General features: G+C 74.1%; 7 protein-coding genes. 5 read left to right on the top strand and 2 right to left on the bottom strand.

What is annotated here, in order from left to right; genetic code table 11:
- Window positions 1–106: 106 nt before the first annotated feature.
- Window positions 107–6,667 carry a non-ribosomal peptide synthetase gene (locus IF06_RS0100650; protein ID WP_030268231.1) on the top strand — a complete coding sequence of 2,187 codons (6,561 nt, stop codon included), beginning with the start codon at window positions 107–109 and terminating at the stop codon, window positions 6,665–6,667.
- Window positions 6,664–7,404 carry a thioesterase II family protein gene (locus tag IF06_RS0100645; RefSeq protein ID WP_013287032.1) on the top strand — a complete coding sequence of 247 codons (741 nt, stop codon included), beginning with the start codon at window positions 6,664–6,666 and terminating at the stop codon, window positions 7,402–7,404. Before IF06_RS0100650 ends, IF06_RS0100645 begins: the two co-directional genes overlap by 4 nt.
- Window positions 7,405–7,489: 85 nt before the next feature.
- On the opposite strand, the gene bioA is transcribed toward IF06_RS0100645, so the two are convergent.
- On the bottom strand, window positions 7,490–8,851 hold the full coding sequence (gene bioA, locus IF06_RS0100640; RefSeq protein WP_013287033.1) for an adenosylmethionine--8-amino-7-oxononanoate transaminase: 1,362 nt from the start codon (window positions 8,849–8,851) through the stop codon (window positions 7,490–7,492).
- A 195-nt stretch (window positions 8,852–9,046) separates the two neighbouring features.
- Between bioA and IF06_RS0100635 the strand changes: the two genes are divergently transcribed.
- The 3 genes from IF06_RS0100635 (at window position 9,047) to IF06_RS0100625 (ending at window position 12,152) form a co-directional block, all read left to right on the top strand.
- Window positions 9,047–10,285 carry a cytochrome P450 family protein gene (locus tag IF06_RS0100635; RefSeq protein ID WP_013287034.1) on the top strand — a complete coding sequence of 413 codons (1,239 nt, stop codon included), beginning with the start codon at window positions 9,047–9,049 and terminating at the stop codon, window positions 10,283–10,285.
- Window positions 10,286–10,368: 83 nt separating this feature from the next.
- Window positions 10,369–11,355 carry a daunorubicin resistance protein DrrA family ABC transporter ATP-binding protein gene (locus IF06_RS0100630; RefSeq protein WP_013287035.1) on the top strand — a complete coding sequence of 329 codons (987 nt, stop codon included), beginning with the start codon at window positions 10,369–10,371 and terminating at the stop codon, window positions 11,353–11,355.
- Entirely contained in the window at window positions 11,352–12,152 is an 801-nt protein-coding gene (locus IF06_RS0100625; protein ID WP_013287036.1) for an ABC transporter permease, read from the top strand. The genes IF06_RS0100630 and IF06_RS0100625 overlap by 4 nt, the downstream gene beginning before the upstream one ends.
- A gap of 67 nt (window positions 12,153–12,219) precedes the next feature.
- On the opposite strand, the gene IF06_RS0100620 is transcribed toward IF06_RS0100625, so the two are convergent.
- The gene (locus IF06_RS0100620) at window positions 12,220–13,476 is read right to left on the bottom strand and encodes a hypothetical protein (protein ID WP_030268228.1); all 1,257 of its coding nucleotides are present in this window, start codon (window positions 13,474–13,476) and stop codon (window positions 12,220–12,222) included.
- Window positions 13,477–13,542 lie beyond the last annotated feature (66 nt).

The raw sequence follows: 13,542 nt of genomic DNA, 5'->3' as shown, positions 1-13,542 counted from the left end.
GGACTGTCCGGCCCGCCGGACGGACGTGCTGCCCAGAGTTGAGCAGCAAGTCCGGTCCGGCGCCGCTTAGGTTGCGGCGAACGCCGGCCTTCGGAGCGGGGAGCGCATGAACGAGCAGACCGCCATCCCGGACCGCGTGGAGATCGTCCTGGACGTCCTGTCGGGCGTGCTGCCGGCCGGGGTCACAGCGGACGCCGACACGGCCCTGGGCGACCTGGGACTCGGTTCCCTCGCCGCCGCGCGGCTGCTGCTGGAGGTCGGCGCCGCGTTCGGCACCGAGCTGCCGACCGACGCGCTGCGCCGCTGCGCCACCGCCCGGGAGCTGGCCGAGCTGGCCGCCCACGCCGCACCCGCCGGCGCGGGGCTGCGTCCCGACGTACGCCCCGAGCCCGGGCGGCGGCACGAACCGTTCCCGCTCACCCCGCTCCAGGAGGGGTACCTGCTGGCCAAGGCGACCGGTCTGCCCGGCTGCCACCTCTACCGTGAGTACGACCTCGCCGACCTGGACGTGGACCGCCTGCGCGCGGCGTGGGGGCGGCTCGTCGGGCACCACGAGGCGCTGCGGCTCGTGCTGACCCCCGACGGGCGCCAACGGGTGGCCGAGCGGCCGCCGGACTGGACCATGCCGGTCGGCGACGACGCCGAGGACGTACGCCGGCGCCTCTCCCACCACTCCTACGGCCCGGCCGACGAGCCGTTGTGGACGGTCGAGGTGACCCGGGCCCCGGACGGCGGCGGCGTGCTGCACCTCAGCGTCGACGCGGCGATCGTCGACGGCGCCGGGCTGGAGCTGCTCGTCGGTCAGCTCCGGGCGCTCCACGACGACCCCGGGCGCGAGCTGCCCGCCCCCGGCGCCGGCCTGCGGGACCTCGGCGTGGCCCTCGCCGCCCACCGCGACGGCGACGGGTACCGCGCCGGCCTGGAGTACTGGGCCGACGCGCTGCGCGACCTGCCGCCCGGACCCGCCCTGCCCACCTCCGGCGTGGAGCCCGGCCCGGTGCGGGTGCCGTACACGGCGGCGCTGACGCGACGCGAGTGGGCCGCGGTGACCGCGTACGCGGGCGATCTCGGCGTCTCACCGACCGCTGTGGTGCTCACCGCCTTCACCGAGGCACTGCGGCGGGCCGGCGCCGACGCGGCGTTCTCGCTCGTGCTGACCACGAACAGCCGGCTCTGGCTGCCCGCCGAGGCGGCGGGTGTGCCCGGGCCGTTCACCTCGACCACCGTGTTCGTCGCCGAGGCGACGACCGGGCGGCCGTTCGCCGAGGCCGCCCGGGCGGTCCACGACCGGCTGCGCCGCGACCTCGAGCACGCCGACGTGCCCGGTGTGGCCGCGCTCCGTGAGCTGCGGTCCCGCCGGCTGCCGGTCCCGGCGCAGCTGCCGGTGGTGTTCACCAGCCTGCTCGACGTGGGCGGGACCGGCGCCGACGGCCGGTACGCGGTCAGCCAGACCACTGGCGTCACGCTCGACGCGCAGATCGGCGAGCGCGACGGCGAACTGCGCGTGCGGTGGGACGTCGCGGAGGACGCCTTCGGCCCGGGCGTGGTCGCCGCGACCTTCGCCTGGTTCGTCAACACGCTGCGCTGGCTGCGGCCCGTCCCCGACGACGCCGGCCGGCCCCTGAACGACCTCCAGCAGGCGTACTTCGTGGCCCGGACCACGGGCGGCACCGGCCCGTGGAGCGGCTGCCAGGTGGTGCACGCCTTCGCCGTCGACCGGCTCGACCTGCCCCGGCTGGAGGCGGCCTGGCTGGGTCTGCTCGCCGCGCACGAGCCGCTGCGGACCGTCGTCACCCCGGACGGACGGCTGGTCACCTGCGACGACGTGCCGGACGGGTGGCACATCCCGGTGACCGGGCCGGACGAAGCGGGCGGCGTGCCGTCGCCCGACGCGGTGCAGCGGGACATGGTGGGCCGGGCCTTCCCGCTCGGCCGGCTCCCCCAGGGTGAGCTGCGCGTCCAGGTGGACGAGGCAGGCGGGGCCACCGTGCACGTGGCGCTGGACCTGCTGGTGGCCGACGGCCGCAGCATCCACCTGCTGCTGCGCGAGCTGATGCGCCGCTACGCCGAGCCGGGCACGCCGGTGGCCGGGCCGCCCCGCGCACCGCAGGCGGCACCGGACCCGCACGCCCGCCGGTACTGGCAGGACCGCCTGGCCGACCTTCCGCCCGGCCCGCCGGTCGAGGCGCGCACCGGGCCACGGCAGCGGCGTACCGCCCGGGTGCCGGGCTGGACGCGGATCCGGCGGCTGGCCCGGGAACGCGGCCTCGCCCTCGACGCGCTGCTCATGGCCGCGCTCACCACAGCGATCGGCACCTGCCACCGCGACCGCTTCGCGGTGCCGCTGGTGCGCTGGACGTCGCGGTCCGAGCCGTTCCGGCCCGCCGAGCTGACCGCGCTGAGCTGGCTGGCCGCCGGCGAACCGGGCGAGGGCCTGCTCGACCTCGCCGGGCGCTACGACCGGCAGATCACCGCCGACGCGGCGGCGGACGGCGCCTCGGGCCTGGCCGAGCTGCGGCGGCTGGTGCTGCGGCGGATGCGCGACGGCGGCGCCGGGTACCCGGTCGTGTGCACCGGGCTCCTCGAACTCGGCGACGTGCCGCTGCCGGACGGCGTGACAGCCGGCCCGTGGCTGACGTGCACGCCCGACGTGGCGCTGGACTGCATCGCGATCGACGAGGGCGACGACACGCTGCGGCTGTTCTGGGACGCCACCGAGGGTGCGATCGGCGACGACGACCTGGACCGGATCTTCGACGCGTACCGGTCGGCGCTGGCCGAACTGGCCGACCTCAGCGACGTCGTGTACGGGTGGAACGACACCGCCGTCGAGTTCCCGCACGCCGGGCCGGTGCACCTGCTGTTCGAGGCCCAGGCCCGGACCCGGCCCGAGGCGGTGGCCGTACGCGGGCGCGGCGGGACCACGTCCTTCGGTGAGCTGAACGCGGTGGCGAACCGGATCGCGGTCCGGCTGCGCGCCGCGGGCGTCGGCGCCGGGTCCGTGGTCGGGATCAGCGTCGCCCGGGGGCCGCTCATGGTCGCCGCCGTGTACGGCGTGCTCAAGGCCGGTGGCGCCTACCTGCCGGTGGAGCCGTCGCTGCCGCCGGCGCGCGCCGCGCTGATGCTCGCCGACGCGGGCGCGGTCGCGCTCGTCACGACGAGCGACCTGGACCTGCCGGCGCCGGGATGGCCGGACGGGATCGCCGTGGTCCACGCCGACCGGGTGGGTTCCGCAGCCGTGCCGGATCCGGAGCCGTGCACCGGCGAGGACGACCTCGCCTACGTCATCTTCACCTCCGGCAGCACCGGCCGGCCCAAGGGTGTCGCGGTCACCCACCGGGCCGTGCACAACCTCCTGCACTGGGCGCGCCGGACGTTCCGCTTCGGACCCGAGGACACCGGGCTGTGCGTGACCTCGCTCGGCTTCGACCTGTCCGTGTTCGACATCCTCGGGCTGCTCGGCTACGGCGCCTCGATCTACGTCGCCGACTCCGAGCAGCAGAAGGACCCGGCGCTGCTGCTGGACGTCCTGCTGCGGGAGCCGGTCACGTTCTGGAACTCCGCGCCGACCACGCTGGCGCACGTCGTACCGCTGACCGCCGCGCACCGCGGCCGGCCCGGCACGACCGACCTGCGGCTGGTGTTCCTCAGCGGTGACCACACGCCGCTGTCCCTGCCCGACGAGCTGCGGGCCTGTTTCACCGCCGCCGAGATCGTCAACCTCGGCGGGGCGACCGAGGCCACCGTGTGGTCGAACTGGTACCGCGTCGGGACCGTCGAGCCCGGGTGGCGCAGCATCCCCTACGGCCGGCCGATCGACAACGCCCGCTACTACGTCCTGGACGACGACCGGCGCCCGTGCCGGCCCGGCGTCGAGGGCGACCTCTACATCGCCGGGGAGGTGCTCAGCGCCGGTTACCACAACCGGCCGGACCTCACCGAGGACCGGTTCGTGCCGTGCCCGTTCGGGCCGCCCGGCGACCGGATGTACCGCACCGGCGACCGGGCGGCGTTCCTGCCGGACGGCAACCTGACCTTCCTGGGCCGGGCCGACCACCAGGTGAAGATCCGCGGGTTCCGGGTCGAACTCGGCGAGATCGAGCACCGGCTGCGCGGCCATCCGGGCGTCAAGGACGCGGTGGTGGTGGCCCGTGAGGAGGGCGGCGAACGCAAGCTGGTGGCGTACCTGCTGTCCTCCGGTGGCGCCGCACCGGCCGTCCGCGACCTGCGGGCCTTCGCCGCCGAGACGCTGCCCGACTACATGGTGCCGAGCCATCTGGCCGTGCTGGAGCAGTTCCCCGCCACCGACAACGGCAAGCTGGACCGCGCCCGGCTGCCGTGGCCGCTGCCGCCGGTCGGGCCGCCGGTCGGGCCGCCGGTCGGGCCGCCGGTCGGGCCGCCGGTCGGGCCGCCGGACCCACCGGGACCGGCGGACGCTCCGCACGAGCCCGGTGTCCGTCAGGTGCTCACGGAACTGTTCGGCGAACTGCTCGGCGAGACCGTCGACCCCGCGGCCGACCTGTGGGACCAGGGTGCCACGTCGTTCACCATGGTCCAGGTCTCGGCCCGGCTGCACGAGCGTCTCGGCACGCGGGTGCCGGTGGCGGCGCTGCTGGAGAACCCGACGATCGACGGCATCGCCGCGCACCTGTCGCCCGGCACGCCCGCGCCCGTACCCGCGGACCCGTCCCCGGCCGTCGCGCCGCCTCCGCGGACGGTCGACGTGCTCTCCCCCACCGAACGGTCCGCCTTCGCCGCGGCCCGGCTCGACCTGCGCGACGACGGCGAGGCCGTGCCGCTGCCCGGGGAACACCCCGCGCCACGGCGGTACCGGCGACGGGCCTCGCGCCGCGACTTCCTCGACCGGCCCGTGCCGCTGTCCACTGTGGCGGACCTGCTGAGCCTGCTGCGTCCACTGTCCGACGGCGACCGGACGCGGCGGCTGTACCCGTCGGCCGGCGACACCTACGGCGTGCAGGTCTACGTCCACGTGCCCGGCGACCGGGTCACCGGGCTGCCGGCCGGCGTCTACTACCACCACCCCGACGAACACACGCTGCGCCGCATCGGCGACGGATCGGCCCTGGACCGCACCGCGCACTTCGTCTACAACCGCCCGGTGTACGACCGGGCGGCGTTCCAGCTCCTCCTCGTCGGGCAGGCGCGGGCGATCCGCCCGCTCTACGGCGACGACGCCGACCGGTACCTCGCGCTGGAGGCCGGCTACCTCGGCCAGGTGCTGATGGGCGCCCAGGCCGACCACGGGCTGGGGCTGTGCCCGGTCGGCGCGGTCGCCGAGGCGCCGGTCCGCGCCGCGTTGCGGCTGGACGACGGCCACGTGTTCCAGCAGGCGTTCCTGTGCGGTCCGGTGACGCGCGACGACGAGGCCGAGACGCCCGGCACCCCCGCCGCCGGTCCGCCGTCCGTCGCCGGGCCGGGCGAGATCGCCGTGGTCGGGGTGGCCGGCCGCTACCCCGGCGCGGACGACGTCGGGACGCTCTGGCGCAACCTCGACGCCGGCCACTGCGCGATCACGCCGCCCCCGCCCGGGCGGGGCTCCGGACCGGCCGGCGGCTACCTGTCCGGCCTGGAGACGTTCGACAGCATGGCCTTCGGGATCGCGCCGGCCGAGGCCGCCGTCCTCGACCCGCAGGTACGCGTACTGCTCGAAGTGGTGTGGGCGTGCCTGGAGGACGCCGGCCACACCCCGGCGTCCCTCGGCCGGGTCGGTGTCTTCGTCGGTGTGATGTGGCACGACCACCGCCTCGCCGGCACCGACCGGTGGCGCGACGGCGACCCGGCCCGGATCTCCGGCACCGGCTCCGAGATCGCCAACCGGATCTCCCACACCTTCGACTTCCGCGGCCCGAGCGTCGCCGTGGACACCTCCTGTTCCTCCGCGCTCACCGCCCTGCGCCAGGCGGCCGAGAGCCTCGACCGGGGCGACTGCGACGCGGCTGTGGTCGGCGCGGTCAACCTGCTGGCGCACCCGTACCACGTGGCGGTGCTGCGCGGTCTGGGCCTGGTCGCCGAGACGCCGCACCCGGCACTGGACGCCGCCGCCGCCGGCTGGTCGCCCGGCGAGGGCGCCGGCGCCCTGCTGCTGCGCCGGCTCGGCGACGCGCGCCGCGACCGCGACCGCGTCGACGCCGTGGTGGAGAGCACCTGGGTGGGGCACAGCGGCGCGACGAGCCGCTTCGGAACGCCCGACGCGGCCACCCTCGCCGGGTCGCTCGCCGAGGCGGTGAGCCGGGCCGGGCTCACCCCCGCCGACATCGGATACGTCGAGTGCGCGGCCTCCGGCGCCGCCCTGTCCGACGCCGCCGAGATCGAGGCCGTGGGCCGGTTCCTGGCCGCCGCCGCGCCCGGTCCCGAGGGGGTACGCGTGCCGATCGGCACCCTCAAGCCGAACCTGGGCCACGCAGAGGCCGCATCCGGGCTCGCGCAGTTGACCAAGGTGCTCCTCCAGCTGCGGCACCGCCGGCTCGTACCGACCCTGCTGGCGGAGACGCCCCACCCGCTCGTCGACCTCGACGCGCTGCCGGTGCGGTTCGTGCGCCGGCCCGAGCCGTGGACCGGCGTCCCGCTGCGCGCGCTCGTCACCGCGGTCGGCGCCACCGGCACTGTGGGGCACGTGGTGCTGCGGTCCGACGAGGAGGAACGATGAGCAACCAGTGGATCAAGGGCCCGGCCGACCGGGACGCCCCGATGCTGCTGTACTGCGTCCCGCACGCCGGGGGCGGCGGCTCGTTCTTCCGGCCGTGGCGCGCCGCGCTGGAGCCGTACCTGGGCGTCTGCCCGGTCGTGCTGCCCGGCCGGGAGTCCCGCCTGCGGGAGCCGCCGTACACCAGCATCGACCACCTCGTGCCCCCGCTGGCCGCCGCGATCAGCGCGCACGCGGACCGCCCGTACGCGTTGTTCGGCCACAGCATGGGCGCGGTGGTCGCCTACGAGACCGCCCGGCGGCTGTCCGCCGGTCCGGGCGGCGGCCCGGCACGGCTGTTCGTCTCCGGCCGGCGCGCGCCGCACCTGCCCGCCCGCCGGCCGGACCGGCACACGCTCGGCGCGGACGAGTTCCTGCCCGCGGTCGCGGCGCTCGGTGGCACGCCGGACGAGGTGCTGCGCCGGCACGACCTGATGGCGTTGTTCCTGCCGGGGCTGCGCGCCGACTTCGCGGTCAACGAGACGTACCGGCAGTTGCCCGGCCCGCCGCTGCGCTGTCCCGTGTCGGCGTTCACCGGCGACGCCGACCCGGAGGTCGACGTGGTGGAGATGCGTTCCTGGGCCGACGTCACGTCGGCCGGCTTCAGCCTGCGCGTGTTCAGCGGCGGGCACTTCTACCTGGCCGGCCCGCCCGCCGAGCTGGCCGAGGCGCTGCTGGCCGATCTCGCCGTGCGGTCCTGAGGCGGTTCGGAGACGGTCCTGAGGCGGTCCGGAGACGACGGAACGGGACGGGCCTCTCGCCCGTCCCGTTCCCGTTTCTCCGTGCTCAGGCCGGCAGTGAGGCCACGACCTCCTGCGTCGCCTGGAGCAGGATCCGCGCCATCGTGCGCAGCTCCTCCTCGGTCATCACCAGCGGCGGCACGATCACGATGGTGTCGCTCGGCGCCGAGTGGATGATCATGCCGAGTTCCCGGCACCGCTCGGTGATGCGCGTCGCGACGCCCAGCTCCATCGGGAACGGCTCGCGCGTCTCCACGTCGGCCACCAGCTCGACGGCGGCCAGCAGGCCGCACTGCCGGACGTCGCCGACGTGCGCCACGCTGCGGAACTTGTCCAGCTCCTCGGCCAGGACCACGGCCTGCGCCTGGCCGTGCCGGATCAGGTCGTCCTTCTCGAACAGGTCCAGGCTCGCCAGCGCCACGGCGACGGCGAGCGGGTTGCCGGAGAACGTGTGCCCGGACAGCAGCATCTTGCCGTCACCGCGGAACGCGTCGAACACCTCCGCCGACGCCATCGTCGCCGTCAACGGCATGTACCCACCGGTCAGGCCCTTGCCGACGCAGAGGATGTCGGGCGACACGCCGTCGGCCTGGCAGGCGAACATCGGGCCGGTACGGCCGAAGCCCACACCCAGCTCGTCGGCGATGAGCAGGACGCCGTACCGGCGGGCGATCTCGGCGACCCGGGCCAGGTGACCGTCGCGCGCCACGATCATGCCGCTGACGTTCTGCACGCGCGGCTCCACGAGCACGGCGGCGACCTCGTCGCCCTCACGCTCCAGCACCTCCTCCAGCGTGTCCGCGCAGGCAAGGTTGCAGTTGTTGTTGCACAACCCGCAGCGGTACGCGTACGGCTGGGCGAACGAGCTGGTCTCGCGCAGCAGCGGCTGGTAGAAGTTCTTCAGGATCGTCATCTGGCCCACCGACAGCGCGCCGATGGTGTCGCCGTGGAAGGCCCCGCCCATGGACACGAACTTGTTGCGCTGCGGCGATCCCTTGAAGACCCAGTAGGAGTACGCCATCTTCATCGCCGTCTCCACGGCGCTGGAGCCGGACTCCAGGAACAGCACCTTGTCGATGCCCTCCGGGGCGAGCCGGACCAGCCGGTCGGCGAGTTCCGCCGCGCCCGGGTGGGTCATGCCGTAGAGCGTGGTGTGCGCGATCTTCGCCGCCTGCGCGGCCAGCGCCTCGTTCAGTTCCCGACGTTGGTGGCCGTGGATGTTCACGCCCAGCGAGGAGCCCGCGTCGAGATAGCGGTTGCCGTCGCTGTCCACCAGGTAGACACCCTCGCCGTGGGTGATCACCAGGGGCTTGGCGTTGAGGTAGGCGTCGGTGGGGGTGTACGGGTGCCACACGCGCTGCTGGTCCAGCGTGCGCAGGCGTTCGGTCTCCGTGGTTTCGAGGTCCATGCGTCGGCGCTCCGTCATCGAAGGGAACCAGGACAACAGCACGCAGTCCACCGGAAGAGGGCCGGTGACGTCTGCGCAGTAGTGCGCAGGGTGGCCGGTGCTCAACTCTGAGCAGAGGTGTCGCCATGGCCCGGAAATGCTCATCCGGAGCCGGCGCCGACCGGTGCGGCCGAACGCTGGAGAGGGGACGCCGACGTGACGACCTCCGAACAACCGGACCTGATGTCACCAGCCGCACGGGAGACGGCCTACGACACCTACGCCGCCCTCCGCGACACCAACCCGGTCTCCCGGGTCCGGATGCCCACCGGCCAGGACGTCTGGCTGGTCACCGGCTACGACGAGTGCACCAGCTTCCTCACCGACTACCACCGGTTCAAGACCAGTCCGACAGTGATGCCCGAGGGCATGGAGGCGCCGGCGCTGCCCGAGGCTGTGGTACGGCTGCTCGGCGGCAGCATGGGCAGCGTCGACCCGCCCGAGCACACGCGGCAGCGCCGGCTGGTGCAGCAGGCGTTCACGCCGCAGTACGTCGAACGGCTGCGTCCCGGCGTCCAGCAGATCACCGACCAGCTGGTCGACGGGCTGCTCGAACGCGAGGGACGGACCTTCGACCTGGTCGAGGACTTCGCGGTGCCGCTGCCGCTCACCGTCATGTCCGACATGCTCGGCATCCCCCGCGCCGACCGGGACCGGTTCCGGCTCTGGTCGGAGCTGCTGCTGTCGCTGGATCCGACCTCCGCACAGTCCGCGCCGCAGGGCATGAGCCCGGCCGAGGTGATGGCGGAGATCGAGGAGTTCGTGCGCTACCTGGACGCGCTGATCCAGCGCAAGCGCGCCGAGCCCGGCGACGACCTGATCTCCGGGATGGCCCTGGCCGAGGCCGACGGCGAGCGGATGAGCGACGACGAGCTGCTGAAGATGGTGGCGCTGCTCGTGGTCGGCGGTCTCGGCACCACGCAGCACCTGATCGGCAACATGGTCCTGGCGCTGTTCCGCAACCCCGAGCAGTTGCAGCTGCTGCGCGACAAGCCCGAGCTGGCGCCGGGCGCCGTCGAGGAGATGCTGCGCTACCACGGCCCGATCGAGATCAGCTTCCCGCGGTTCGCCGCCGAGGACACCGAGATCGGCGGCGTGCCGATCAGCCGCGGCGAGATGGTCATCGGGGTCCTCGCGGCCGCCGACCGCGATCCGGGCCGCTACCCGGAGCCGGACCGGCTCGACATCGAACGGACCGCCAACCGGCACCTCGCCTTCGGCCGGGGCGCCCACATGTGCCTGGGCGCGCCGCTGGCCCGCGTCGAGGGGCAGGTCGCCATCACCACGCTGCTCGCCCGGATGCCCGACCTGCGCCCGGCGGAGAGCCTCGACGAGACGCCCTGGCGGCCCGGGCTCACGCTGCGCGGGCTGACCGCGCTCACGGTCGAGTTCTGACCGGGCCGGCGCGACCGGCTCCCACTGCGGTTCGGCCGGCCGGCCGGTGAGCATCCGACCGAACCGCAGAGGGAGGAGACGACGTGGCGAACGCCATCGTCGCTGACGGGCTACGCAGACAGTTCGACAAGGTGACCGCGCTGGACGGCCTGGACCTGGTGGTGCCGGAGGGCACCATCACCGGGATCCTCGGGCCGAACGGCGCGGGCAAGAGCACCGCCGTCCGGTTGCTCACCACACTGCTCGCCCCGACCGGCGGCCGGGCCGAGGTGGCCGGGTTCGACGTGGTCACCCAGGCCGCCGAGGTACGCCGGGTGATCAGCCTGTCCGGGCAGCACGCCGCCGTCGACGAGAACCTCTCCGGGTTCGAGAACCTGGAGATGCTGGGCCGGCTGCTGCACCTGGGCGCCCGGCAGAGCCGGCAGCGGGCCGACGAGCTGCTGCAACGCTTCGACCTCGTGGACGCCGCCGGACGCCGGGCGAAGGAGTACTCCGGTGGCATGCGGCGGCGCCTCGACCTGGCCGCCGCGCTGATCCGTACCCCCCGGGTGCTGTTCCTGGACGAGCCGACCACCGGCCTGGACACCCGGAGCCGGACGGCGCTCTGGGACACCATCGGCGAGCTGGTCTCCGGCGGCATGACGCTGCTGCTGACCACGCAGTACCTCGAGGAGGCCGACCGGCTGGCCGACCAGATCGTGGTGATCGACCACGGCCGGGTGGTCGCCGGCGGCACGCCGGACGAGCTGAAGCGGCGGGTCTCCGGCACCAGCCTGGAGATCACGGTCGGGCCGGACGCCGACCTGACCGCCGCGCAGACGGTACTCACCTCGCTCGGCACCGGTCCGGCCAGCGTCGACGAGACAGCCGGCCGGATCTCCGTGCCGGCCGGGGACGGGGTGGACACGCTCCTGGCCGGCGCGCGGCTGCTGCGCCAGGCCGGCATACCGGTCCGGGACGCCGCGCTGCGTACGGCGACGCTGGACGACGTCTTCCTCGCCCTCACCGGCGGCCCCGGCCGGGGCACCGGCGACGAGCCCGTCAAGGAGACCGTGGAGGAGAAGCAGTGAACGCCGTCGTACTGGCCTTCGGTGAGGGCGTCGTCGTCGCGAAGCGCAACCTGCGGATGATCCTGCGCGTACCCGAGATGCTGCTCAACGCCGCCATCGCGCCGGCGATGATGACGCTGCTGTTCGGCTTCATCGTCGGCGGCGCGATCGACGCGCAGGGGGTGCCGTACCGCGAGTACCTGCTCGGCGGCATCTTCGTGCAGGCGGTCCTCTTCGGTGCCGTCAACACCGGCACCGCGATCGCCGCCGACCTGCGCAACGGCATCGTCGACCGGCTGATGTCGATGCCCATCTCCCGGTCCGCGGTGCTCGTCGGCCGCACCACGAGCGACCTGGTGAACAGCGGGGTGGTCATCACCGTCACCGCGCTGCTCGGCCTGGTCGTCGGGTGGCGCAGCCGCACGTCGCTGCCCGAGGCGGCGCTGGGGTTTCTGATCCTGCTGGCGTTCGCGTACGCGCTGTCGTGGCTGATGGCAGTGGTGGGGCTGGCGTCCCGGGCGCCGGAGGCGGTCAGCAGCACCGGCTTCACCATCGCCATCCCGCTGGGCTTCCTGTCCAACGCATACGTGCCGATCGACTCCATGCCGGGCGTCCTGCAACCGGTCGCCGAGTGGAACCCGGTCTCGGCGATCGTCCAGGCGGTCCGGGTCCAGTTCGGCAACGTCGACCCGTCCACCGCGCCGGACGTCTGGCCGCTGCAACACCCGGTCGCCGCCTCCGGGCTGTGGATCGGCGCTCTGCTGGCCCTGTCGATCCCCCTGGCGATCGCCCAGTTCCGCAGGTCCGCCGGGCGCTGAGGCGCCTCGCAGACGACGACTCCGCCCGCGCCGTCGGCGTGCGGGCGGAGTCGTCGTCCGTGGGGGCCTACTCCACCAGGACGCGGTCCGGCGCGCGGCGGCGCAGCCGGCTGGAGCGTCGCAGCGACCGCAGCCACATCAGGGTGCCGCCGCCGTCGAGCAGGAACGACAGCATCGCCAGCGCGAGGACGTCCGCCCAGGTGAACTGGCCGGTCATCTCGTCACCGCGGAAGAAGCCGACGACCCGGACCAGGTAGAACCACAGCAGTGGGATCGTCGCGGTGAACAGGACGGCCAGGGCCACGACGCGGCCCAGCACCCAGACGACCGCGTAGATCCGGATGGTGCGCATCTCGCCGCGCCCCACCCCGGACTGGTCGATGAGCCGGCGGCGCAGCACCCGCCGGACGAGGTTGCGCAGGTAGGCGCCGGTGTCGGCCATCAGGCTCCGGGTGTCCAGCGCCGTCGTGATCAGGTAGTAGAAGTCGGTACGCAGGAACAGGAACGTCTGCCAGAGCAGCCGGATGAACGAGGTGAACAGCACGCCGGCCACCACCAGCCGTACCGGCTCCGGCAGGCCGAGGACGCCGACGTCGTTCAGCCACAGCGTGATGAACAGCAGCGCCGCGCCGATCACGTCGACGAGCGGCCCGACCAGCACCGCGACGAAACGTTCCCGCTTGGACGCCATCCACATACCGGACAGGTCGGTCTGCGCGACGATGGCGTACATCTGGTTGCCGACAGTCATGCGGGCCGACGTGCCGGCGGCGCGCGCCCCCACGACGTGGGCCAGCTCGTGCAGCCACACGCCGATCACCGCGATGCCCAGGACGACCAGCAGGTAGGCCCAGAAGTGGGAGTGGAACATGAGGCTGGACGGCCCGGGCACCAGCCCGGGCCGGTCGACGGCCATCGCGACCGCGACTCCGACGACCACTCCGCAGACGGCGAGCACGGGCCGGCTCAGCAGGCGCCGCGCGGCCTGCGGGGACAGCCACTCCAGGTGTCCGGGGCGTGGCGGCCGGGCCGGTTCGGCGTCCGGTGGCGGGTCGTGCGCGCCGGCCGGGGCGAGGAACCCCTCGTCGGCCAGCGCCTGGAGGAACGCGTCGGCGTCCGGTGACGCCTCGTGCGTCGCCTCGAAGCGGCGGACGGCCTCACCGACTGTGGCGCCGTCGCGCAGCCACTCCAGCAGGTCGAGGCCCTCGGCCGGGATGGACAGGTAGACCTGACGACTGTCGTCACCGATCACGGCGAAGTCACCGTCTCTGCGGGCGGTGTACGGCCGGACCAGGACCGGTGCGTCGAGGGCGAACTCGGTCACTGTGGGACCTCTCCTCTGACGGTGCGGGACTGGGCGCAGGGGCGGGGGTCCGGCAGCCGGACCCCC

The sequence above is a fragment of the Micromonospora globosa genome, assembly GCF_000717585.1.
Classification (GTDB): Bacteria; Actinomycetota; Actinomycetes; order Mycobacteriales; family Micromonosporaceae; genus Micromonospora; species Micromonospora aurantiaca.
Note: the sequence above shows the minus strand (reverse complement) of the source record. Positions and strands in the feature narration are given on the sequence as shown.

Excerpts from the sequence above, each read along its gene's own strand:
- bioA (WP_013287033.1), bottom strand. The coding sequence starts at position 8,851 with ATGGACCTCGAAACCACGGAGACCGAACGCCTGCGCACGCTGGACCAG.
- IF06_RS0100645 (WP_013287032.1), top strand. The coding sequence starts at position 6,664 with ATGAGCAACCAGTGGATCAAGGGCCCGGCCGACCGGGACGCCCCGATG.
- IF06_RS0100650 (WP_030268231.1), top strand. The coding sequence starts at position 107 with ATGAACGAGCAGACCGCCATCCCGGACCGCGTGGAGATCGTCCTGGAC.